Consider the following 21,279-nt stretch of genomic DNA (forward strand, 5'->3'; position numbering starts at 1 on the left):
AAGGAGGGATACGTATGACTATTACGTATATCAAATGCGCTGCACAAGTCATTACGGTTAAAGGAGGAAGTCAGCCTAGACGAGCGGAGGAAATGTCAGATCTAGGAATCATTGAAAATGGCAGCGTACTCGTGAAAAATGGAAGAATTGTATTTGTTGGGCCTGACGTCAAAGCGCAGGAATACCTTGAGCATATCCATGAACCTATTAATATAATTGATGCCGAAGGAAAAATCGTAACGCCTGGGTTGATTGATCCCCACACTCACCTTGTGTTTGGCGGCAGTCGTGAAAAAGAATTAGAAATGCGCTTAAACGGGGCAAAGTATATTGATATTTTAAAAGCGGGAGGAGGAATTTTACAAACAACCGTTAGTACACGACAAGCAACAGAAGAGGAGCTAATCAAGCAATCTACAAAACGTTTAAATAAATTTCTGCAGTACGGAGTTACAACTGTTGAAGCCAAAAGCGGGTACGGTTTAAATCTTAAAGATGAAATCAAACAATTAAAAGTAGCGAAGAAACTGAATGAACAGCATCCAGTAGATGTTGTTTCAACCTTTATGGGAGCTCATGCGGTGCCAGTCGAGTACAAAGGAAATGAAGATGAGTTTGTTCGTTTCGTTATCGAAGAAATGATACCAATCGTTGCAAAAGAAGAGCTAGCGGAGTTTTGTGATGTATTTTGTGAAGAAGGCGTGTTTACAGTTGAACAGTCAGATCGTATTTTACAAGCTGGAAAAGCATACGGACTAAAACCTAAAATCCACGCCGATGAAATTGTGTCTTTTGGCGGGGCAGAATTAGCGGCTAAAGTGGGAGCTGTGTCTGCGGATCATTTGTTAAAAGCATCGGATCAAGGAATTAAGCAAATGGCTGAAAGCGGAGTTATAGCCGTTCTATTGCCGGGTACTGCATTCTTTTTAATGGAAGAGCCGGCGCGTGCTAGAAAAATGATCGAAGCAGGAGTGCCGGTTGCTTTGTCTACAGATCGAAACCCAGGATCTTCTCCTACGGAATCGCTGCCGTTTATTATGAATTTAGCTTGTTTAACGATGAAGATGACGCCAGCAGAAGTTTTAACGGCCTGTACGATCAACGCGGCTCATGCCATTTGCAAAGGGAATCAAATCGGAAGTATTGAAGTAGGTAAAAAAGCCGATTTAGTGCTATTTGACGCTCCCAATTACCAAACGCTGCAGTATAACTATGCCGTAAACCTTGTAGACACGGTATTAAAAGCTGGAAAAGTTGTGGTTGAAGGCGGTGTTTTGCATGAACTATCCGTACCCACAGCTTGATCGACCGCCTTTTTGCTGGCAGCGTCAAAGTACTCCTGACCCAAAAGTAAGTGATTGGATTCAGACAGTTGAAGATGGAAGCAGCGTCGACTTTACATCGATAGATATTACGGTCTTGGGCGTGCCTCTTTCAAGATCTTCCATTAGCGCTTCTGGAGCCAGTGAGACGCCAATGGCCATGAGGAAGCTCTGGAAATCCTTTAACCCGTATCATATTGAGTATGATACGGATTTGACTTCCTTGTCAGTGTTGGATTTAGGAGACGTCAAACAGCACGTAACGGATATAGGGAAGTCTCATCAGTATATAAAAGAAGCGATGATGTCTATGCGGAAATGTCATCCGCATGCGCTACCTATTATGCTTGGAGGCGATCATTCTATTACAGCTATGTTAGTAAAAGGGTGGAAAGAGTCACATCCCGAACAGAAAATAGGGATTTTACAGTTTGATACGCACTTTGACTTACGCAGCTTAGAAGATAACGGTCCTTCTAACGGAACCCCTATACGAAATTTAATCGAAAGCAATACTATTGATGCAGCTCATGTATGGAATATCGGACTTCACGGGTTTTATAATTCAAAATCGTTAAAGGAATATGCAGATAGCAAAGGCGTTCATTATGTAACGTTACTGCAAGCAAGAAAAGCAGGAATAAATCATACCGTGAAAGAAGCATTAAAACAGCTGAGCAAAGAGGTAGACATGATCTATTTAACAGTTGATATGGACGTGTTAGATATCGCTTACGCACCGGGAGTTCCAGCAGGAACGACAGGCGGAATGAGGACAGATGAGTTGTTTGAAGCAGTATACACCGCCGGGAGTCATCCACTTGTTCAAGCAATGGATATTGTATGTCTAGATCCGCTGCGTGATGTAGGAGAAATTACCGTGAAAGCAGGCGTACACGTGTTTTTGAATTTTTTAACGGGCGTTGCAAACAGAAAGTAAGGAAGTGTGCTTCCTTACTTTTTTATATGGCTATTTTTATAAGATTAATAAACGATTGTTGAGAGTGGGATAAAATAACTTTAGAAGTGTGTATGGATTTTAGTAAATATATTTTTACTAAAATAAACAATTTTTATTGTTTTTATTCGAATTTAGTAATAATATATTTACTAAAGAAGGTGGACATCTTATGGAGGGAAATCTGGCTAAGGAATATATCGCTTTAATACCGGTTTTATTTGAAAACTTCAAGAACTTAAACAGGAATGAAGTGAAATTAACACATTTACAAAATCACGTAGTTGAATTTATGTATATGAAAAAAAGAGATTTGAATATTAAGGAAATTAGTAATGGATTAAATATTGCCAAACAACAGTTAACGAATGTTATCAGTGAATTAGAAAATGAAGGATATTTAATCAAAATGCCTGATCCGCGAGATAAGCGTGCAGTTTTAGTCTCATTAACGTCTAAAGGAAAAAGTATTCAAGAAGAAAAATGGAGAGGGATTTATAGTAACTTTCATACAAATCTTGCGAAGTTAAATGAAGAAGAGCAATTAGACCTGCACTTCGCTCTTCATAAATTAAATGTTTTATTAAAAAAGATGGAGGGATAAACCATGAATCAAAGAGAGCGAATTTCACTTATTGGTGTAGGCGTTATAGGCGGGACAGTAATGGGAGTAATTTATAAAGATCTATCCAACTGTTTAATTACAGGTGTTATTGTCGCTTCAATCATTACGGTAATGCTCAATCAAAAAGCGAAAAGAACAGCTAGATAGTATGAATAAACGTAAGACAGCACCAGCAAGTCACCAACTCAGCTATGGTGCTGCCTCTCGTTTATAAAGTTTATTTTCTAAATGAACATTACGAAGCTGAATATGATTTAAGAGCTTCAAGCATCAGATCCCAAAATCCATCCACATCAAGGGTTAAACCAAACTTCGCATTTGCTTTCCTTCCTGTAACTCCAAGCAAATCAACTGAAGTCGTTCCAGCCGTGTATTCTCCGCGTGTTTCTACCACAATATTAACTTCCTTTAGCGTAAATAGTTCTGGAGCTATGCAATAAGCAACGGTTAATACATCGTGAACAGGAGGAGCATCAAAGCCAAACGTTTCTTTATAGGTAGATTTAAAAAATGCTAATAATTCACCCACCTTTTTTGCTACGTTATTATCAATGTTCATCACTTGGTTAATAACATTATCTGTTGCAACGGCTTGATGCGTAATATCTAACCCCATTACTATCAGTGGAATGCCGCTATCAAACACTTTTTTAGCCGCTTCTGGATCTGCCCAAATATTAAACTCAGCTGTTGGCGTCCAGTTCCCGAAGGTTCCGCCGCCCATAAGGATAATCTCTTCAATATTTTCTTTAATTTCTGGAGCTTTTATTAAAGCTAAAGCAATGTTCGTTAATGGACCGGTAGGCAAAAGCGTAACGGGATCTTCTGACTCTTTGACCATTCGTATAATAGTATCTACTCCGTGTTCTTCGCTCCAGCTGCGAGAGAGAGCCGGGAACTCAGGGCCGTCTAATCCTGAATCACCGTGTATACTAGGCGCGTTTTCACGTCTGCGCATCATTGGTTCGCTTGCTCCTTTTGAAACAATCACGTTATGTAACGATACTAAATCACACACCTTCAAAGCATTCAGCGTCGTTTTTTCTATTTCTGCGTTTCCTGAAACAGTTGTAATCCCTAAAATATCTAATCCTGGTTGTGCAGCAGCTAAAATAATTGCAATGGCATCATCATGACCTGGGTCACAGTCCATAATAATCTTTCTTTTTTTCATTATTGTCACCTCTATAGAATGGATAAATTAATGTTATTTTTGCAGGGAATTTACTCTATCTAAAATAGCTTCTGTAAAATCCGACGTAGAGGCATGTCCGCCTAAATCTTTTGTTTTCACTTCATCTTGGAGCGTTTGATAAAGAGCGCAGTCTACTGTAGCAGCCACTTCTGGAAGTTTGTGATCCGTATGTTTTTCAGCCAGCCATCTCAGTAGCATAATCCCCGAAGAAATAATACCGGTTGGGTTTGCTATGTTCAAACCTGCGATATCTGGCGCAGAACCATGAGCTGTTTGTGTCATAGCCATATGTTCATTTGCATTAAGAGAAGGGGCTAATCCTAAGCTCTCTACAAGCTCGCCGGCTAAATCTGAAAGAATATCACCGTACATGTTTTCGGTTACAATGACATCAAAATCGGCTGCACGGCGTACTAGATGAGCAGCCATAGCATCAATATGATAGTCGTCCACTTTTACTTCAGGATATTGCTCAGCTACTTCTCGACAAACGTTTAGAAATAGTCCGGTACTTAATCTTAAAACATTTGCTTTATGTACGATTGTTACTTTTTTACGACGCTGCATAGCCAATGCAAAAGCTTCATGCGCAATTCTTTCTACGGCTTTTCGCGTAAATACGCCCGATGTCACCACAACGTCTTTTGTAATTTGCCATTCCCCGTGTCCAGAAAACATATTACGATCGGCACAAAATCCTTCTGTATTTTGCCGGCCAATACCCCTATACGATAAACAGTCATTGATTTGAACACCCTTTCATTATGCGCAATGCTTTTATAAATAGATTGAAGTTTTATAGTATTAATCTACTTAAAGGAAAGACAATAATAAAATAGTATTTTTTTATGTTTATAGATTAAATTCTTTTATCTTTCTTTTTGCTGCTTTTTTTAAAAAGAATTAGCTAATGCTTCGTGCTCCAGATTTTCTATTAAACAGCTTCTTAATTGGTGATATTAAATTTAAAAAAACACCCAATTACCACCTAAAACATGATTTAATTATATCATAATTCAGAAAATTAAACGGTTATCCGTTGGCACGAAAATTGCTTGTACTGTATATGAGGAATACAAAAGAAAGGAGCAATATGTAGTTGCAGATAAGGAAGCTGCTTTTAAAGAACGAGAAGTCTGTTTAAAGTTATTATTTCACAATGAAGGGGAGAAGAAGAATGAGTGAACCGCAAAAAGAAATGAGTTCATTAAATCAGGTAAGGAAAAAAGAGAGGAAAATAAACGTTTTTGCTTTATTGTTAGGCTTTCTTGTGATTGCTACTATTTTAACGTATATCTTGCCAGCCGGAGAATACGCACGTGTAGAAGTAGACGGACGAACAACGGTAGATCCTCAGTCGTTTAAATGGATTGATTCTACGACAGTTGGATTCTTTGATATGGTCAAAGCGATACATACAGGAATGGTAGAAGGAGCCGACATTATCTTTTTTGTATTAATTATCGGCGGTTTCTTTGGTGTACTAAGCGCTACGGGTACAGTAGATGTATTAATTACAACGATGGCTAAAAAGCTTGCTACCCGAGAAAAGTTATTAATTCCTGTTATGATGCTATTTTTTGCGGTAGGAGGATCTTTAATGGGAATGGCGGAAGAAACGCTAGCCTATATTCCTCTTTTAATTCCGCTGGCACTTGCTCTTGGGTTCGACGCATTAACGGGAACTGCCATTGTTTTAATTGGAGCATCAGCTGGTTTTACTACGGCGGTTATGAATCCGTTTACAGTGGGTGTTGCACAAGGAGTAGCAGAGCTTCCTATGTTTTCTGGAATGGGCTTTCGCCTTATCTTATTCGTAGTTGTTTACGCTGTTTCAGTATGGTTTGTCTACCGATATGCAATGAAAGTTAAAAAAAGTCCTTCGATTGGAACATACGGAAAATACAGCATAACTAATGCAAATAAACTTTTAAACTCCGATGCCAAGTTAACTAGAAAGCATAAATGGATTATGGCAGCATTTCTTGTTAACTATGTAATTCTTGCTTTTGGGGTTATTAAGTATAAGTGGTACATTACCGAAATTGCCTCTCTGTTTGTCATTTTGACTATTGTGATTGGGGTTATTGGAAGACTGTCTGTTGAAAATACAGTTAAGTCGTTTACAAACGGGGCAGCAGCATTAGTTGGAGGAGCGCTAGTTATCGGAGTTTCTCGTGCTGTTCTTGTTGTTTTGAATGAAGGTCATATTGTAGATCCTATGCTTCATCAAGTATCTGGAGCCATTCAACATATTCCGGGATATTTAAGCGTTATCGGAATTTATAACTTCCAAGCGCTGATTCACCTTATTTTAGCATCTGGAACAGGTCATGCGATGCTGACAATGCCAATCATGACGCCGCTTGCAGATTTGCTTGACATTACAAGACAAACAGCAGTATTATCTTTTTCTTTTGCAGACGGCATCGGAAACATTATTTTCCCGACGGCTGGAACATTAATGGCTGGCTTAGCGATTGCGGGAATTTCATGGACAAAGTGGGCAAAATGGGTGCTGCCGTTAGTCCTTATTCAATATGTGATTGGTCTAATAGCCGTTGTGATTGCTTATTTTATCAATTACGGACCATTTTAAGCATTAAAATTATATAGAAAAATATTATCCGCAAGTCGAGCTTACTAGTAGGAGGAATAGAAGTTGTTAACCTTAATCAAAAACGCAGAAGTATATGCACCACAGCCTTTAGGAAAAAAAGACGTATTACTTGCAGACAGCAAAATCATCCTTATAAAAGATTATATTGAGCATTTAAATACGTCCATTCCTATTGATGTTGTAGACGCCGCTAATCACATTATAGCTCCAGGCTTCATTGACTCACATGTTCATATTATTGGTGGAGGAGGAGAAGGTGGATATAAAACACGCACTCCTGAACTAATGTTAACCGATGCAACGACTGCCGGTGTTACAACTATTGTAGGTGTACTTGGAACAGACGGTACAACAAGAAGAATGGAAAATCTTCTGGCCAAAGCAAGAGGATTAGAAGAAGAAGGGATTAGCTGTTTCATTCACACAGGTTCCTATCAAATACCGGTAAAAACGTTAACCAGCAGCATCGAGGAAGATCTTATTTTAATTGATAAAATTATTGGAGTAGGTGAAATTGCGATCTCTGACCACCGTTCCTCTGAACCGACATTTGAAGAACTGGTAAAGGTGGCTTCCGCTGCCCGCAATGGAGGGATTTTATCAGGAAAAGCTGGAATATTAGAAGTTCACGTAGGAGATGGAGAACGAAAATTATCTTTATTAAATCAAATTGCAGATAAAACAGACCTGCCAATTCGTCAATTTCATCCTACACACATTAATCGAAATGAAGAGCTGTTTAAAGAAGGAATTCAATTTGCAAAACGAGGCGGATATGTAGATTTGACGACTAGCACCATTCCCCATTTTTTAGAAGAAGGGGAAGTGAAGTGCAGCAAAGGGTTACGCATCATGCTTGAAGAAGAAGTTCCGATCTCAAGTATTACGTTTTCATCCGATGGAAACGCGAGCCTGCCGTTTTTTGATGATAACGGAGATTATAAAGGTCTTCAAGTTGGAAAAGTGTCTTCTTTATTTCAAGAAGTACGAGATGCAGTATTAGAGGAATCAGTACCGTTAGAAACAGCTCTTCAAGTTATTACCTCTAACCCTGCTAAAGTATTAAAATTGTACAATAAAGGGCATATTCAACCTGGAAAAGATGCAGATTTAGTCCTTTTAGATAAAGAGACGCTAACGATTAAAACAGTTTTTGCTCAAGGTAAGATGATGCTAAAAGATGGTGTTCCTCTTGTGAAAGGAACGTTTGAATAACAGATTTTAGGCTCTAAGCAGCGAAGCATCATTTAACGAACGTATTGTGGAAAGGATATGAGCTAATTAGAAAGAGCTATTGAAATTTGCGTGAAAAGGGGCATTCCAATGAAAAAGAAACTTGTTTCATGTCTGATCAGCTTTACATTACTTTCTTCTTTGAGTACACCGCTGCTTGCAAAAGCACAAGACAATACTCAGGACATTAAAGGCAACCTTGTTATTGCAGGCGGAGGTGTAGGAACATCTAATCACGACATATATGAAAAATTCCTCTCGCTTGCTGGAGGAAAAGAAAAAGCCAAAATAGGGATTATTCCAGCTGCTAGCACAACGCTGCAGTCTTCTGAAACGTTTAAGAAAGACCTCGTGAAATACGGAGTAAACTCAGATTCTATTCAGATACTTCCCGTTTCAAATCACGATTTTTCTGACACACAAAGGGATGAATCAACTTGGAAGAGCCAAGTAAACGATAAGAAGTTATCCGGTACAATTAAAGGACTAACGGCAGTTTGGTTTGTTGGAGGAGACCAAACAAAAATTGTAGATTCCCTTCGGCAAAATAATGGAAGCGATTCCGAAGCGTTAAAAGCTATTTGGGATATTTATCGTAAAGGAGCAGTAATTGGAGGTACAAGTGCAGGAGCTGCAATTATGAGTGACGTCATGATTACGGGGGGAGACAGTCTAGGAGCTTTAAAAGAAAGTATAGGAAACAAGGCAAATAAGCATGTAAATGAAGGGGAAGACGGTAAAAAAGAGTACGAGCCTTTATCAGTTCAAAAGGGGCTGGGTTTTTTCCAACACGGCATAATCGATCAGCATATGGATGAACGAGCACGACTTGGGCGACTTGCAGTAGCTGCGTATAATTTTGAACGCGACAAAGAACAAAACTTTGCATACGGTGTGGACGAAGATACAGCTATGGTTGTTAATAATAAAGATCAAAAAATTGAAGTTGTTGGACGAAGTGGAGTAGCTGTCTTGGATATGAGCGAAGCTAAGCTAAAATCAGCTTCAAACTATACATCTAAGCAAAAAGCGCTTTCAGGCTTAGCGAACATAAAAGTTAGTTACTTATCTCCTGGAGATCAAATTGACTATCATTTAAAATCATTTGAATTTCCAAAAGATAAAGTAGAAACGAAGGGATTTGAATATAATTCCTTTAATGCACTGCCTGCTACGGGTGTTTTTACACCCTATGGAAGATTAAAGGCTTATTTATCATATTCTTTTGTTGACAATAAATCGATGAAATCTGCTAGCAGCTATGTTTATGACAGTAGAGGGTCTGGTTACGAAATTGCTTTTCAAAAGGATAATGACACAAACGGTTACTGGAGATATACTGACGGACAAAAAGATGACTATTCCATTGTAAATGTAAGAATGGATATTACGCCCAAAACCGTCAAATTCCAGCCGGATAAAAAAACTAGTTTAACTTATAAAAAATCTACTTTTTCTTTATCTGAAAGTCCTGCATACGATTCGATCAAAGGTAATCTTTTAATTGCAGGCGGAGCGCTTGGCAGCAGCAATTCAAGCGTGTATAACAAGTTTATTGATCTTGCAGGAGGAAAAGAGGCCAAAATAGGAATTGTGCCTGCAGCGAGTACTAAGTTCGATTCCTCTAGTCAGTTTAAAGGCGATTTAGTTAAATACGGAGTGAAGGCAGAAAATATAGAAATTTTACCTATTTCAAACCATGACTTTAAAGGAACTTCTGAAAACGAGTCGAGTTGGAAACCAAATATGAACAATGAAAAACTAGCGCAAAAAGTTAAAGGGCTAACAGGCATTTGGTTTGTAGGAGGAGATCAGACGATGATTACGGGCTCGTTGCGTAATGAAAATGGTTCAGACTCAAAAGTCTTACAAGCTATATGGGATACGTATAAAAAGGGAGCAGTACTTGGCGGTACGAGCGCCGGAGCTGCAATTATGAGTAATACTATGCTCGCTGGCGGGGATAGCTACGGAGCTCTTTCGTACGGGTTTACAGACACATATGATAATATGACTCAGCAAGAACAAGGGCCTGCTTATTTAGAAAAAGGCCTTGGCTTCTTCCAATACGGTCTTGTAGATCAGCATTTTGACAACAAAGCAAGATTGGGGCGGCTTATTGCAACAGCATATGAAAAAGGAAATAAAAATCAGCTTGCGTACGGAATTGATGAAGATACTGCCATGATAGTGAACAATGCAGAAAAGCAAATAGAAGTTGTGGGAAGAGGCGGCATTACGCTAGTTGACTTAGCGAAGGTACAGGCAAATGACAAATTTCCGAGTGATTACAAAAATATTCTTATCTCTTGTATTACGCCAGGCGATAAAGTAAATATCACAACAAAAGAAATCGTCATAAACCCAGCTAAAACATCTACTAGAAAAAATGAATACTACAGTGAAAAGGTTGGACCAAATACAGGTCTTTTCTCTCCGCACGGTGTATTAAGAAAGTTTTTAGCTTACGATCTTATTGATAATGCTCAGAGTAAAGAAATAAAGAGCTATGCGTTTAACCAAAACAAAGGTTTTGAGCTTACCTTCCGAAAAAGCGCTGAAAGCAATGGTTATTGGGCTTATACAGACGGTCAAAAAGACGATTATTCCATTGTGAAAGTTACGTTAGATATCAAACCAATAAAAGTAGCTATTAAATAAAAAGAAAACAGAAAGTAATTAAATGCATGTAGAGCTTTGACATAGCGTGCCTCCATCTATTGAAGTGGAGGTTCTTTTTTCTACTTGTTTTATTTGTAATAGGGACAAACGTCCGCTAGATGAAATGCGCAGCAAAGTATAAAATGATAGGTATATATTCCATAAACTAATCTCTGAAGGCAAGTCAAGTTAAAGGCCTGTAGAAAGGTGTCCATACGATGAAAAAGAAATTAGTTTTAATAACAGGAAGCAAGCAAACTAGAATCATTTTACATAATCAACTAAAAGAGTTGTTAGGAGATTACATTTCTATTGAATGCTTTGCGATTGATGAAGAATTACCCGGAAAAATTGATGGCGATGTTGTCCTTTATTCATCGGAGAGTATAAAGCACGAAATGAAGGACAGATTAGACGTTCAGCATGCACATGAAATCGTAGGAAATAGAACGATTCACCATAAACATATAAATGAATTGCTGAAAATCCCTGCCCATACAAAGGTGTTAATTGTAAACGATGATGATAAAGAAACTCTTAAGTTAATAGAGTCTCTCTATCAAGTAGGGATTAATCATGTTCAGTTTATTCCTTTTAAAAAGCAAAAGACCTATTACGAAGGGGTTGAAATTGCTGTTTCTCCAGGTGAGGTTCACTTATGCCCGCCATATGTAAAACATGTAATTGATATAGGCGTTAGGCTTTTTGACATGGCTACCATTTTTGAACTTATAAAATCATTTGGTTTTAATCAGTCTAATCATTCAATTATTTGGGATCGCTATTTACGAAATATTATTGAGCTGCAAAAAAAACTAATAGAAGCAGAGGGGCAAATGAAAGAACTTCACCTGCATGTAAAAAGTGTTGTAAATGTAGTTGAAGATGGTATTCTTGCCGTGGATTTCAATAAAAGAATTACGTTATTTAATAAAAGGTTAGAATCATTGTTTCAGCTATCTTCTTCTGATGTTGTAGATCATGAAATTCAAAATGTAATTTTCGACGAAGGCCTTGTGGAGTTTATTACTTTGTCGGACGAGAAAAGTCAGTACTTTAACATAAACGGATACGAAATGGTTATCTATAAGTCAATGATTCACGAAAGCAATACTACTGTAGCAACGTTTAAAAGTGTTAATCAAGCTGTTGAAATAGAAGGGAAAGCGCAGTCAGAACTTAGAAAAAACGGTTTTTCTGCTAAGTATAACTATCAAGATATTATAGGAGAACACCCAGCTTTGCTTAAAACGATTGGAATTTCCCGAAAAATGGCGGTTACTGAGTATCCTATTTTAATTCAAGGAGAAACCGGTACAGGGAAAGAGCTGTTTGCTCAGGCTATCCACAATTATTCTACACGTAAAAATGGACCGTTTCTTGCCGTTAACTGCAGTGCCATGACTGATACGCTGCTAGAAAGCGAGCTGTTTGGGTACGAAGAAGCCAGCTTTACAGGAGCGCAAAAAGGCGGTAAAAAAGGGCTGTTCGAGAGCGCTGATAAAGGCACGATCTTTCTAGATGAAATTGGTGATATCAGTCCGCGTTTGCAGACCCAGCTTTTAAGAGTGCTTCAAGAAAAAGAAATTAGGCGGGTAGGAGGCACAAGAGTAATTCCTATCAATGTAAGGATAATAGCAGCCACTCACAACAATTTAATACATAAAATGAAAGAAGGTGTGTTTCGAGAAGATTTATACTATCGTTTACATGTATTATCTTTAACCATTCCTCCTTTAAGATATAGAAGAACCGATATTCCTTTACTGATTCATCATTTTATTTCTAAATCGAAAACGTGGACGCATATCCATCCAGAAGCGATGAAGCTGCTTATCGAATATGAATGGTTAGGAAATATAAGAGAATTAAAAGGAGTCATTGAGTATTTGCTTACCGTCTGTGATGAAAACGAAGTGAAAGCAAAAGACGTAGAATATAGGCTTAGTAGTCAAAAAGAGGATCATTCTTTGTATGAAATTGAAAATGAATCGTTGGACTTGATTGAACTTCAAGAAAATCATGCTCTGTTAGAAACGATAAAACAGTGTAATGATACAGGAAAAGCAGCAAGCAGAAAGTGGATTACACAGCATTTAAAAGGCTTTATTCTTACAGAACAGCAGGTGAGAAATCGTTTAGATGTACTAGAAGAAAAAGAGTATATTATAAAGCGCAGAGGCAGAGCAGGAACAAAAATAACAGAAAAAGGACTGCATTATCTATATCATTTAAAAACAAAACAGCACTTGATTCATCCTTGATATACAGGGGAAAGGGAAACTTAACTAATTAAGCTTCCCTTTTTTTATAAAATAATGTAGTCATAAACTCGGCGTTTACGGCTGATTTCCGCCGTAAACTTTTCCTGTAGAAGAAGTAATAACACCGCCGTTTACGTTTAAAGTATAAGCTAATCCTTCAGAACCTGTCCAAGTGGAAAGATTAAAAGTGCTGCCATTAAATAGTTTATAGATAGAAATATTATTAAACGTCAGAGGCTGACCGCTTATACAAGTAGTAGGCGCCTTATTTGTTTTAGCCAGATAAACAGCAGCATTTGTAGAGCCTGGCTGTGTTGCTACTTTAGCTGAACCATCTTTTTCTACCAACAGTGCTGACTGTTCATTAACAGCAATTCCTTTTGCGCTTGTTCCAGTTTCTTCTCCGTCTTGGATATTACGTGCAAGAAATGTTAAAAAGCGCCCCATTCTATCTTGTTGTTCAAAGTGAGTGTCTGTTTGAATGTTGTTATTATGCGGTGTTTGAATCAAATAATCTGTAAAAGAAATAAGAGAACTATACGGGTTGTTTAGCGCTGTTTCGAATCTAAAGTTGTAGAGCCTGCTGAGATAGAATCATAAATGTGATCACCTTGAATCATGGTGCCGGCACTCGTTCCTCCAAAAGGAATGCCCTGCGTAATACGGTTATTTAATGCTGTAAGAGCCGGGGAGCCTTCTAAGAAATCTACGTAATCAGCTTGATTGCCTCCAGCAAAAAAAATACCTTCTGCTTTGTTAATTTTATCAATCAAAGAAGAGTCTGAGCCTGCTCTTATTAAATCATCAACGACAATTGTGCTAACAGAGTTAAGGGGCTTACCTATACTTTTTGCTAGGTTATAGATATATGAATTATAGGCGTCAGTACCCGTCGCTCTTATAACCAAAAAATCTCCGCCGTTTGCCTTTTGAATCATCCATTTGAACGCTTCATCTACATCGGTGCTTCCTCCCATATAGACTTGTCCAAAGCTTGTACTAGTCGCTTTGTCTGCGGTACTTCCGACTTGATAAAACGTGTAAGGTGCAGAAGCAGCGGAAGTGGAGATTGGAAGTAAAAGAGATGCCGCAAGAACAGCACAAGTAATGACCTGCTTTTTAATGTTTTTTTACGTTCAGCTTTTTTCATAAAGTTCTCCTCCTTTAATAGGAGTTCATAGTTGAACATGCAAGTTTTATACCAACTTATTGAACACCGGCAAAACAGTGAAAGAAGAATTTTTTTAAAGCTCTATGTCTAATATAGGTTATTTATGGGTCATTATTAAGGTTTTTACACCCGAAAAATAGCGAGAACGACTCTAACTCGGATGCCTAATAGTGAAAAGAAAATTGCAAAAGGTATACAAGATTACATCCCTCATTGAAAAATAACGTTTAAAAACTTAAAATTATGATAGAAAGGAAAAACAAGGATAAAAAGAAGATCTGGCCGCAATAGCGCCTTATTTATCAAATAGACCTTCATTCTATCAACATCTTCATCTCTTAAACGTTTTATACCAGCATTTCTACGCAGAAAAAATTATACATGAGAGGATCTGTCAAAATGAACAAACAGGAAAGTAGTTACAGATGGGTTGTTTTTGGAACCGCTTTATTAGCATATTATTTGATTGTCAGTCAACGAACAGCCCCTGGACTTATTACAGAACAGTTAATGAAAGATTTTCACGTTTCAGCATCTGTTATAGGGTTAATGACTAGTATACAATTTTTAGCATATGCAGGCCTTCAGATTCCTATTGGTTTACTTTCTGACCGATACGGTCCCAATCGATTTTTGATTATAGGGTCGCTTTTAACTGGAATAGGAAGTCTTATCTACAGCACGGCTCCTAACGAATATGTGTTAATTTTCTCTCGTTTACTAGTCGGTACGGGAGACTCAATGATTTTTGTGAATTTAGTGTTAATTTTAAGTCAGTGGTTTAAGGGAAATGAGTTTGTAAAGCTATTAGGTTTAATTGGGCTGGTAGGAAGTTTAGGTTCATTATCAGCTACCGTGCCTTTGTCTATGTGGATTTCATTTTCAGGCTGGAGAGTTCCTTTTCTTAGCATAGGTCTAGTTTTAATGGCGGTATCCTACCTGCTTTATGTCGTTTTAGTGATAAAACCTAAACGATTATTTCAAGAGGATGCTAAAGCAAATAAATCCTCTGTTAAGACTCCGGAAAGCGTATGGGGGATCCTAAGGAGAGTGATGACGACTCGCCAAGCCTGGGCAACATTTCTTTGTCATTTTGGTGTAGTCGGTACATATATCGGTTTTATTGGTTCTTGGGGAGTTCCTTATGGAATGAATGTGTTCCATTTATCCCGCGCTGATGCAAGTCAGCTTATTATGTATGGTCTGTTTGGCGCTATGATTGGTGGCCCTTTAATCAGCTGGATAACAAGCAGGTTAAATTCCATTAAAAAAATCTATTCACTTATTCACCTTATTGTGGTGCTTAGCTGGACTGGATTATTACTATCCGGCGTGAAACCTTCATTCATGCTAGTCGTTATTTTGCTTTTTATCATCGGCTTTGGAAACGGGGCAAGCGCTTTGACATTTGCCGTAGTACGTCAATCCTTCTCCGTAAAAGAAGTAGGAGTTGTATCAGGATTTGCCAATATGGGAGGCTTTTTAAGCGCCGTATTATTACCTAGTATTTTCGGAAATGTTCTGGATTTATTTCCCGAACGCTCGCTGCACATCGGGTATCATTATGCTTTTATGATTCCCATTTTGTTTTCAATGATGGGGTTGTTAGGTGTCTTACTAATTAAAGAAAAAGGAAAAAAGGAGCAGAGCGTGCTGAATGCTTCTTAATTCACAATGACTGTTTCATTTACAGTGCAGAAAAATTCATATCTTTATTATAAGGTTCATTTTTATACTTTCAAGCAGGCAGAAGATAATCGCTTTTATAAGTGGTTATCTTTTTTAGTCTATCCCATTTTTTAGAGTCATATAGAGCTATACTTCTAAAAAGAATAGTATAACTGAGCATTCTACTCCAAATAGATTTTACTCATATCAGTAATACAAAAATTTTTATAAGACAGCACGCTATTAGAATTTACTACTTAAATAAAGAGCCACATCGCGAATTGCTTTATCAGTTTCACTTTCTATGAACTCTCTGTCCTTTGTATACGAATAAACAGTATCACCGTGAAGAAGGAGATCTGATAAATTTAATAAGCCGACAGCGCGCTTGTTGAATTTATGAGCAATGGCTAAAGTGGTAGCTGTTTCCATATCCACCCCGAGAAAATCTGCAAGCGACCATTCTTTTACCATGTCATGCGTCTCGATCAGCATGGCACCCATACTGACCACATGTCCTTTTATATAGCTGTAGCCTTTTTGTTCACAATACCTACAGGCGGCTTCCACTAACTCTTTGTTAGCTTCTACAAGCGTTTGTTCTGGTAAATACCAGTGTGATACGCCATCTTGCATTTTTGCTGCAGATACAATTAAAATATCGCCATATTGTATAGTAGAAGATAAACCTCCAAAATATCCCGTTTGAATAAATAAGTCGGTTCCGCTGCCAGCAAATTGATGTACAATGTTTGACGCCATCGGACTGCCGTATACATTCGCAAATCCTATATTTCTGTTTTTGAACTTACCTATTACCGTGTTCCATTTAGGCGTATGAATATCAGTAGATAAGATCTCTTTCCATAAATTTATATTATCTTGGAATTCCCACTCACCATGAATAATAAATGCATTAGGCAGCTCTTTTTCAGATAAATTTAATACGTTTAGCCAATCTTCTTTTTCAAAATCCCCATATAGTTTCATATCGTTCTCCTTATTCTTTTCATTTAGACTAGTTGGAGAAGAATTCTTCATTACTAGCTTTTATTCCTTTAATTTTTAAAACGAACAACTACAAAATAAATGACGGTTCTGATTTGGAAATGAAGTTGTGTGTGCTTTTTTGCTTGTTTTTGACAAATATTTATGACTAAAAAAGGAATTCACCAATAATAAAAGAAATTCCTTACTAACGCTTATTTAAATTAGATAAAGCTGTGAGAAAAGCTCCGTTTAGTTAATGAATGAATAAGAGGAGGGAAGGTACAGGTGTCAAATTATTTTCCCATAATTAAAACAAAAAGGCTTATCCTAAGGGAAATTGTAGCAGAAGACGCAGGCAATATTTTAAAATACCTATCCGATAAAGAAGTAATGAAACACTACGGTCTAGAGCCTTTTACAACGGTTAAGGATGCTTCAAATGAGATTGCGTGGTATAAATCGATCTTAAACGAAAAATCTGGAATAAGATGGGGTATTACTCTTAAAGAACAAGACGACATTATTGGCAGCTGCGGGTTTCTTAATAGAGTTCATAACCATTGCCGTGCAGAAATTGGATATGAGCTAAGCAAAGATTACTGGGGGAATGGGATTGCTAATGAGGCATTGGAGGCTGTCATAAAATATGGTTTTACACATTTTAATTTGCGGAGAATTGAAGCATTAATAGAGCCTACTAATGCTGCTTCACAAAAATTAATAAAAAAGAATGGCTTTATAAAAGAAGGCCTATTAAGAAGCTATGAATTTACGTGTGGAAAATTTAATGATTTGTACATGTATTCTTTATTAAAACAAGATGTTGACAGGCTTCAACCACATGAAGGGAATATCTAGACATCGTTATTAAGAATACATATAGCATAATGACAGATAAGGGGAAAATGTATGGCCCATTTTAATGTTGATATTGTTCACTATCATCCTCAATTTGCTGAGCAAACGGTAAAAATGTGGAGAGATAGTAAAGAAAAAGCGATTGAACAAAAGGAAATGCACAGTTTTGACCGTCATGTCTATTTTTTAAATCATATATTGTCAGCACACTATAAAATTGAATTAGCGTTAATGGATGAACAAATAGTAGGAATGATTGCTTATCATGCTGACGAAATTAGCCAACTGTACGTTCATGTAGATTATCAAGGAGGAGGAATCGGACAGCGTTTACTCGAAAGAGCCAAGACAGAATCAAATGGAAAATTAATATTAAGTACATTTGAACGAAATAAAAATGCCCAGAGGTTTTACGAGAAACACGGCTTCAGTATTATAAAAAGAGGATGTGAAAACGAAGAGAAACTACCCGATATTACATATGAATGGACAAACAAATGAAGCATACGTAATTTTAATAAAGGAGCGGTTAGTGTGAATACGTTAGCACATGAAACATAACAACGCTGTCTATATGTCCGTGGTCCGCCTTTTACTAGTTTAGGATAGATGATTAATGCTAGCTATAAAAAGGAGGAGTTTAATATGATAACGGACAAACATTTTTTAAACGCTGTAAACAATACAATTGTTGATTTTACTGGATGGGATTTTTCTATTATTACTCGTACTGGTCGTATGGATAGCGACATGCTTTCGTGGTCATACGGAAGTGAAGCTTTTCGTCTTATTCAAGACTCTAATGCCGCTTGGTGTCAAAGTTGTTGAACGAACTGAAGACGAAAATTTACCGTTTAAAGATGATACATTTAATTTGATTTTGAACCAGCACGAATCTTTTTGTGCTTCGGAAGTACACCGAATTTTATCAACCCAAGGCACGTTCTTCACTCAGCAAGTAGGCGGGTTAGACTGTTCACGAATCAATGAATGTATAGGGGCTCCAATAAATAAAGAGTTTTCCAACTGGAATTTAAAGAAAGCAATAGAAGAGCTTAAACAAAGTTCTTTTAACGTCATTTCTTGCAAAGAAGAGTTTCCTGTACAGAGATTTTATGATATCGGAGCGCTCGTCTTTTATTTAAAGGCAATTCCTTGGCAAGTTCCTAATTTTGATGTAGAAACATATATCGAAGGGTTGTATAACATACATGGAATTATACAGTCTAAAGGTTTCTTTGACGTAAAACAACATCGTTTTATTATTAGAGCTGAGGCAAATAAATAGATAATCACACAGAGAAAGCGGGTCTCTAACTGGAAACCTGCTTTCTCCGTTTTAATTATGTAATTGTTTGCTAGATAAATCTAGCTCAAAAAGAAGAGAGTTTCGATCTGGATAATCATATTGAACTGTCAGATCCTTTTTGGCCACTTGTTTAAACCCAGCTTTTTTATAGAAATTATGTGATCGAGTAGCTTGAGATGGAGTATCTAAAATAATTTTAGAAAACCCGTGCTTCTGCACAAAAAGAAGTAAAGAAGCATAAAGATTTTTTCCTATTCCAAACTCTTTTCCTCTATAGTGCTTGTATACAAAAAATTTCTTTAATATGCCTATTTCATTGGTTTTCTTTTGCAACCCAATACATCCTACTACTTCTTGCTTATCATTCAAAGCTACCCGAAAGTTACCGCCGGTATGGAGATAGTTTGACTTAATGTCTAAAATATCGGGCTGTTCTTCAACTCTAATACCTACACCAGCTTCTACATTTTGTACATGCAATATTAGTTGAATAACTGCTTCTTTATACTTATCTTCATACAATACAATCATTGATTAATAATAACTCCTTTCCTTCATTAAATGTTTCCTCCTCATTGCTCTTATTATATCTAGTACTATGGTGCAAATATATTATGATAGTTGAGTAATAAAAATGTATCTATATGGAACGCTTGTTATCTTGAATATGATTTTGTGAGGTATGAGATTTTGGTAATATGCAGTCTAATGCTCTTTTAGTAATGGGCATAAAAAAATTAAGCAGCACGCCGCCTAAAAACACGGTTAATAACGTTCCTACACCAATTGGTCCGTTTAAAAGCATCGCAGCTAGTAAAAATGTGAAGTAAATCAATGTTCTTGCGAGAAATAAATTTGTTTTAACTAGTTTTTGTATGATTAATGTTAAGCGATCAATTGGAATGGGTGCAAAATTTGTATGTAAATAGGCTGAGGTTCCTACACCTATAATGATTAAGCCAATTCCAAAACAACATAATTTGCTGTACCACATTTCAAAGGGAGCCCAATTCTGTAATAAAAAAAGCCATAAATCAATACCAAGACCCGTTATGAATGCTGTTAACAGTCCCAGTACTTCCGGCTTTTGTTTGCTTAAAAGGGCATTACCACAAATTAAAACACAGGCAAGTATAATTTCCCAGCTTCCAACGCTAAGACCTACGTTTAGGGATAGTCCAACTAAAAGCGCATCAAAAGGTGAAGCTCCTAGGTTGGATTGGATCGTCAAAGCAATTCCCAGAGTTAATAGTAAAATTCCTCCTACATAAATAGCATATTTCACTGTAATCAGCCCCTTTACTCATTTTTTTGTTGCAAATGCAACTATTTCAAGGTACATTAAACTTATATTATTTTTATTGTATTTGCAACAAAAATATGTACAAAGGAGATATTTATGAGTGAAATTCTGCGTGAAATTGGAATGATAGCAAGAGCATTGGATTCAATTAGTAATATAGAATTTAAAGAGTATGACCTGACTAAGGGGCAGTATTTGTATTTAGTGCGAATATGTGAAAATCCCGGAATCATTCAAGAAAAGTTAGCTGAGATGATAAAAGTAGATCGAACAACAGCGGCTCGGGCTATAAAAAAGCTTGAAATGAATGGTTTTATTGAGAAGAAAGACGATCTCCACAATAAAAAAAATAAAAACCTTTTTCCCACTGAAAAAGGGAAGAACGTATATCCGTTTATAAAAAGAGAAAATGATTATTCGGATAAAGTGGCATTAGAAGGTTTTACCCAGGAAGAAGCAGATACCATTCTTAAGCTGGTTCAAAGAGTAAGAAAAAATATAGAAACAGATTGGGAGTATGTCAAAAAAGGAAACAAGAGAAATTATTGATGATATAAAGGAGAGGCGCATGTCAGTGATGATGGATATAAAAAAATGTACTCTTGAAGATGTAAATCACCTTCAAAATATTAGCTACAAAACATTTAATGAAACGTTTAAAGATCAAAATTCACCTGAAAACATGAAAGCTTATTTAGAAAAAGCATTTACAGTCGAACAGTTAGAAAAAGAACTATCAAATACGTCCTCGCAATTCTTTTTTATGTATGTTAATCATGAAATTGCAGGTTATTTAAAGGTTAATACGGATGATGCTCAATCTGAAGAGATGGGGGAAGAAGCGCTTGAAATTGAAAGAATTTATATAGGTAACAGCTTTCAAAAACGAGGGCTTGGTAAACATTTATTTAATAAAGCAGTAGAGATAGCAACGACACTTAATAAAAAGAAAATTTGGTTAGGCGTGTGGGAAAAAAATAAAAATGCGATTGCTTTTTACAAGAAACAGGGATTTGTTCAAACTGGATCTCACTCGTTTTATATGGGAGACGAAGAACAAATAGACTTTATTATGGTTAAAACACTTTTATAGTTTTTTAAA

The 21,279-nt window shown here is 36.9% G+C and carries 20 protein-coding genes and 2 pseudogenes; 14 read left to right on the forward strand and 8 right to left on the reverse strand.

What is annotated here, in order from left to right:
- Nucleotides 1-14 precede the first annotated feature (14 nt).
- From hutI to JNUCC25_RS08185, 4 genes are all read left to right on the forward strand, one after another.
- Nucleotides 15-1,304 carry an imidazolonepropionase gene (gene hutI / locus JNUCC25_RS08170; RefSeq protein WP_098562984.1) on the forward strand — a complete coding sequence of 430 codons (1,290 nt, stop codon included), beginning with the start codon at nucleotides 15-17 and terminating at the stop codon, nucleotides 1,302-1,304.
- Nucleotides 1,279-2,262, forward strand: coding sequence for an agmatinase family protein (locus JNUCC25_RS08175; protein WP_025601393.1), 984 nt, complete (start codon nucleotides 1,279-1,281; stop codon nucleotides 2,260-2,262). The genes hutI and JNUCC25_RS08175 overlap by 26 nt, the downstream gene beginning before the upstream one ends.
- Nucleotides 2,263-2,452: 190 nt before the next feature.
- Nucleotides 2,453-2,884: a MarR family winged helix-turn-helix transcriptional regulator gene (locus tag JNUCC25_RS08180; protein WP_078081662.1), complete on the forward strand. Its 432-nt coding sequence runs from the start codon at nucleotides 2,453-2,455 to the stop codon at nucleotides 2,882-2,884.
- 3 nt (nucleotides 2,885-2,887) lie between these two features.
- Nucleotides 2,888-3,052 (forward strand): hypothetical protein, encoded by a 165-nt coding sequence (locus JNUCC25_RS08185; RefSeq protein ID WP_454223075.1) that lies wholly within the window; start codon nucleotides 2,888-2,890, stop codon nucleotides 3,050-3,052.
- Between the two features lie 88 nt (nucleotides 3,053-3,140).
- Here the strand turns inward: JNUCC25_RS08185 and JNUCC25_RS08190 are convergent, their stop codons facing one another.
- Together JNUCC25_RS08190 and JNUCC25_RS08195 are read right to left on the reverse strand one after the other, a co-directional pair.
- Entirely contained in the window at nucleotides 3,141-4,079 is a 939-nt protein-coding gene (locus JNUCC25_RS08190; protein ID WP_064471520.1) for a nucleoside hydrolase, read from the reverse strand.
- A gap of 33 nt (nucleotides 4,080-4,112) precedes the next feature.
- A pseudogene (locus JNUCC25_RS08195) lies at nucleotides 4,113-4,820 on the reverse strand (isocitrate/isopropylmalate family dehydrogenase); the annotation flags it as partial.
- Nucleotides 4,821-5,277: 457 nt separating this feature from the next.
- On the opposite strand from JNUCC25_RS08195, the gene JNUCC25_RS08200 reads away from it, so the two are divergent.
- From JNUCC25_RS08200 to JNUCC25_RS08215, 4 genes are all read left to right on the forward strand, one after another.
- Nucleotides 5,278-6,699: a YfcC family protein gene (locus JNUCC25_RS08200; RefSeq protein WP_454223076.1), complete on the forward strand. Its 1,422-nt coding sequence runs from the start codon at nucleotides 5,278-5,280 to the stop codon at nucleotides 6,697-6,699.
- Between the two features lie 63 nt (nucleotides 6,700-6,762).
- Nucleotides 6,763-7,935, forward strand: coding sequence for a beta-aspartyl-peptidase (iadA, locus tag JNUCC25_RS08205; protein ID WP_013056329.1), 1,173 nt, complete (start codon nucleotides 6,763-6,765; stop codon nucleotides 7,933-7,935).
- Nucleotides 7,936-8,043: 108 nt separating this feature from the next.
- The gene (locus tag JNUCC25_RS08210; RefSeq protein ID WP_263033068.1) at nucleotides 8,044-10,614 is read left to right on the forward strand and encodes a cyanophycinase; all 2,571 of its coding nucleotides are present in this window, start codon (nucleotides 8,044-8,046) and stop codon (nucleotides 10,612-10,614) included.
- Between the two features lie 218 nt (nucleotides 10,615-10,832).
- Nucleotides 10,833-12,878 (forward strand): sigma 54-interacting transcriptional regulator, encoded by a 2,046-nt coding sequence (locus JNUCC25_RS08215; RefSeq protein ID WP_064471524.1) that lies wholly within the window; start codon nucleotides 10,833-10,835, stop codon nucleotides 12,876-12,878.
- A 75-nt stretch (nucleotides 12,879-12,953) separates the two neighbouring features.
- Here JNUCC25_RS08215 and JNUCC25_RS08220 read toward each other — a convergent pair whose 3' ends face one another.
- The 3 genes from JNUCC25_RS08220 to JNUCC25_RS08230 are packed head-to-tail and all read right to left on the reverse strand — an operon-like array spanning nucleotide 12,954 to nucleotide 14,028.
- Nucleotides 12,954-13,388, reverse strand: coding sequence for a hypothetical protein (locus JNUCC25_RS08220; RefSeq protein ID WP_253880725.1), 435 nt, complete (start codon nucleotides 13,386-13,388; stop codon nucleotides 12,954-12,956).
- 38 nt (nucleotides 13,389-13,426) lie between these two features.
- Complete coding sequence (locus JNUCC25_RS08225) at nucleotides 13,427-13,855, reverse strand: Type 1 glutamine amidotransferase-like domain-containing protein (protein ID WP_253880727.1); 429 nt, start codon at nucleotides 13,853-13,855, stop codon at nucleotides 13,427-13,429.
- Complete coding sequence (locus JNUCC25_RS08230; protein ID WP_253880729.1) at nucleotides 13,834-14,028, reverse strand: hypothetical protein; 195 nt, start codon at nucleotides 14,026-14,028, stop codon at nucleotides 13,834-13,836. The genes JNUCC25_RS08225 and JNUCC25_RS08230 overlap by 22 nt, the downstream gene beginning before the upstream one ends.
- A gap of 420 nt (nucleotides 14,029-14,448) precedes the next feature.
- Here JNUCC25_RS08230 and JNUCC25_RS08235 point away from each other — a divergent pair, with 420 nt between their 5' ends.
- Nucleotides 14,449-15,717, forward strand: a complete 1,269-nt coding sequence (locus tag JNUCC25_RS08235) for an MFS transporter (protein ID WP_029324280.1) — start codon at nucleotides 14,449-14,451, stop codon at nucleotides 15,715-15,717.
- Nucleotides 15,718-15,960: 243 nt separating this feature from the next.
- Here JNUCC25_RS08235 and JNUCC25_RS08240 read toward each other — a convergent pair whose 3' ends face one another.
- A complete protein-coding gene (locus JNUCC25_RS08240) occupies nucleotides 15,961-16,707 on the reverse strand; it encodes a phosphorylase family protein (RefSeq protein ID WP_454223080.1) in 747 nt (248 codons plus the stop codon).
- A 285-nt stretch (nucleotides 16,708-16,992) separates the two neighbouring features.
- Between JNUCC25_RS08240 and JNUCC25_RS08245 the strand changes: the two genes are divergently transcribed.
- From JNUCC25_RS08245 to JNUCC25_RS08255, 3 genes and pseudogenes are all read left to right on the forward strand, one after another.
- Nucleotides 16,993-17,565: a GNAT family N-acetyltransferase gene (locus JNUCC25_RS08245; protein WP_454223082.1), complete on the forward strand. Its 573-nt coding sequence runs from the start codon at nucleotides 16,993-16,995 to the stop codon at nucleotides 17,563-17,565.
- A gap of 51 nt (nucleotides 17,566-17,616) precedes the next feature.
- Nucleotides 17,617-18,066, forward strand: a complete 450-nt coding sequence (locus JNUCC25_RS08250) for a GNAT family N-acetyltransferase (protein WP_029324286.1) — start codon at nucleotides 17,617-17,619, stop codon at nucleotides 18,064-18,066.
- 144 nt (nucleotides 18,067-18,210) lie between these two features.
- Nucleotides 18,211-18,853: pseudogene (locus JNUCC25_RS08255) on the forward strand (SAM-dependent methyltransferase).
- A 51-nt stretch (nucleotides 18,854-18,904) separates the two neighbouring features.
- Here JNUCC25_RS08255 and JNUCC25_RS08260 read toward each other — a convergent pair.
- Together JNUCC25_RS08260 and JNUCC25_RS08265 are read right to left on the reverse strand one after the other, a co-directional pair.
- Nucleotides 18,905-19,405, reverse strand: a complete 501-nt coding sequence (locus JNUCC25_RS08260) for a GNAT family N-acetyltransferase (protein ID WP_029324288.1) — start codon at nucleotides 19,403-19,405, stop codon at nucleotides 18,905-18,907.
- Between the two features lie 109 nt (nucleotides 19,406-19,514).
- On the reverse strand, nucleotides 19,515-20,159 hold the full coding sequence (locus JNUCC25_RS08265; RefSeq protein ID WP_013056338.1) for a YczE/YyaS/YitT family protein: 645 nt from the start codon (nucleotides 20,157-20,159) through the stop codon (nucleotides 19,515-19,517).
- Nucleotides 20,160-20,273: 114 nt separating this feature from the next.
- Here JNUCC25_RS08265 and JNUCC25_RS08270 point away from each other — a divergent pair, with 114 nt between their 5' ends.
- Both JNUCC25_RS08270 and JNUCC25_RS08275 read left to right on the forward strand, forming a co-directional pair.
- Complete coding sequence (locus JNUCC25_RS08270; RefSeq protein ID WP_029324290.1) at nucleotides 20,274-20,726, forward strand: MarR family winged helix-turn-helix transcriptional regulator; 453 nt, start codon at nucleotides 20,274-20,276, stop codon at nucleotides 20,724-20,726.
- Nucleotides 20,727-20,745: 19 nt separating this feature from the next.
- Entirely contained in the window at nucleotides 20,746-21,270 is a 525-nt protein-coding gene (locus JNUCC25_RS08275) for a GNAT family N-acetyltransferase (protein WP_035439286.1), read from the forward strand.
- The last annotated feature ends 9 nt before the right edge of the window (nucleotides 21,271-21,279 follow it).

The organism is Priestia sp. JNUCC 25 (genome assembly GCF_053667915.1).

Coding starts and splice junctions, on each gene's coding strand:
- JNUCC25_RS08215 (WP_064471524.1), top strand. CDS start 10,833: ATGAAAAAGAAATTAGTTTTAATAACAGGAAGCAAGCAAACTAGAATC.
- JNUCC25_RS08250 (WP_029324286.1), top strand. CDS start 17,617: ATGGCCCATTTTAATGTTGATATTGTTCACTATCATCCTCAATTTGCT.
- JNUCC25_RS08225 (WP_253880727.1), bottom strand. CDS start 13,855: ATGGGAGGAAGCACCGATGTAGATGAAGCGTTCAAATGGATGATTCAA.
- JNUCC25_RS08180 (WP_078081662.1), top strand. CDS start 2,453: ATGGAGGGAAATCTGGCTAAGGAATATATCGCTTTAATACCGGTTTTA.
- JNUCC25_RS08210 (WP_263033068.1), top strand. CDS start 8,044: ATGAAAAAGAAACTTGTTTCATGTCTGATCAGCTTTACATTACTTTCT.
- JNUCC25_RS08270 (WP_029324290.1), top strand. CDS start 20,274: ATGAGTGAAATTCTGCGTGAAATTGGAATGATAGCAAGAGCATTGGAT.
- JNUCC25_RS08200 (WP_454223076.1), top strand. CDS start 5,278: ATGAGTGAACCGCAAAAAGAAATGAGTTCATTAAATCAGGTAAGGAAA.
- JNUCC25_RS08275 (WP_035439286.1), top strand. CDS start 20,746: ATGTCAGTGATGATGGATATAAAAAAATGTACTCTTGAAGATGTAAAT.
- JNUCC25_RS08235 (WP_029324280.1), top strand. CDS start 14,449: ATGAACAAACAGGAAAGTAGTTACAGATGGGTTGTTTTTGGAACCGCT.
- JNUCC25_RS08230 (WP_253880729.1), bottom strand. CDS start 14,028: ATGAAAAAAGCTGAACGTAAAAAAACATTAAAAAGCAGGTCATTACTT.
- JNUCC25_RS08190 (WP_064471520.1), bottom strand. CDS start 4,079: ATGAAAAAAAGAAAGATTATTATGGACTGTGACCCAGGTCATGATGAT.
- JNUCC25_RS08185 (WP_454223075.1), top strand. CDS start 2,888: ATGAATCAAAGAGAGCGAATTTCACTTATTGGTGTAGGCGTTATAGGC.
- JNUCC25_RS08240 (WP_454223080.1), bottom strand. CDS start 16,707: ATGAAACTATATGGGGATTTTGAAAAAGAAGATTGGCTAAACGTATTA.
- JNUCC25_RS08260 (WP_029324288.1), bottom strand. CDS start 19,405: ATGATTGTATTGTATGAAGATAAGTATAAAGAAGCAGTTATTCAACTA.
- JNUCC25_RS08175 (WP_025601393.1), top strand. CDS start 1,279: ATGAACTATCCGTACCCACAGCTTGATCGACCGCCTTTTTGCTGGCAG.
- hutI (WP_098562984.1), top strand. CDS start 15: ATGACTATTACGTATATCAAATGCGCTGCACAAGTCATTACGGTTAAA.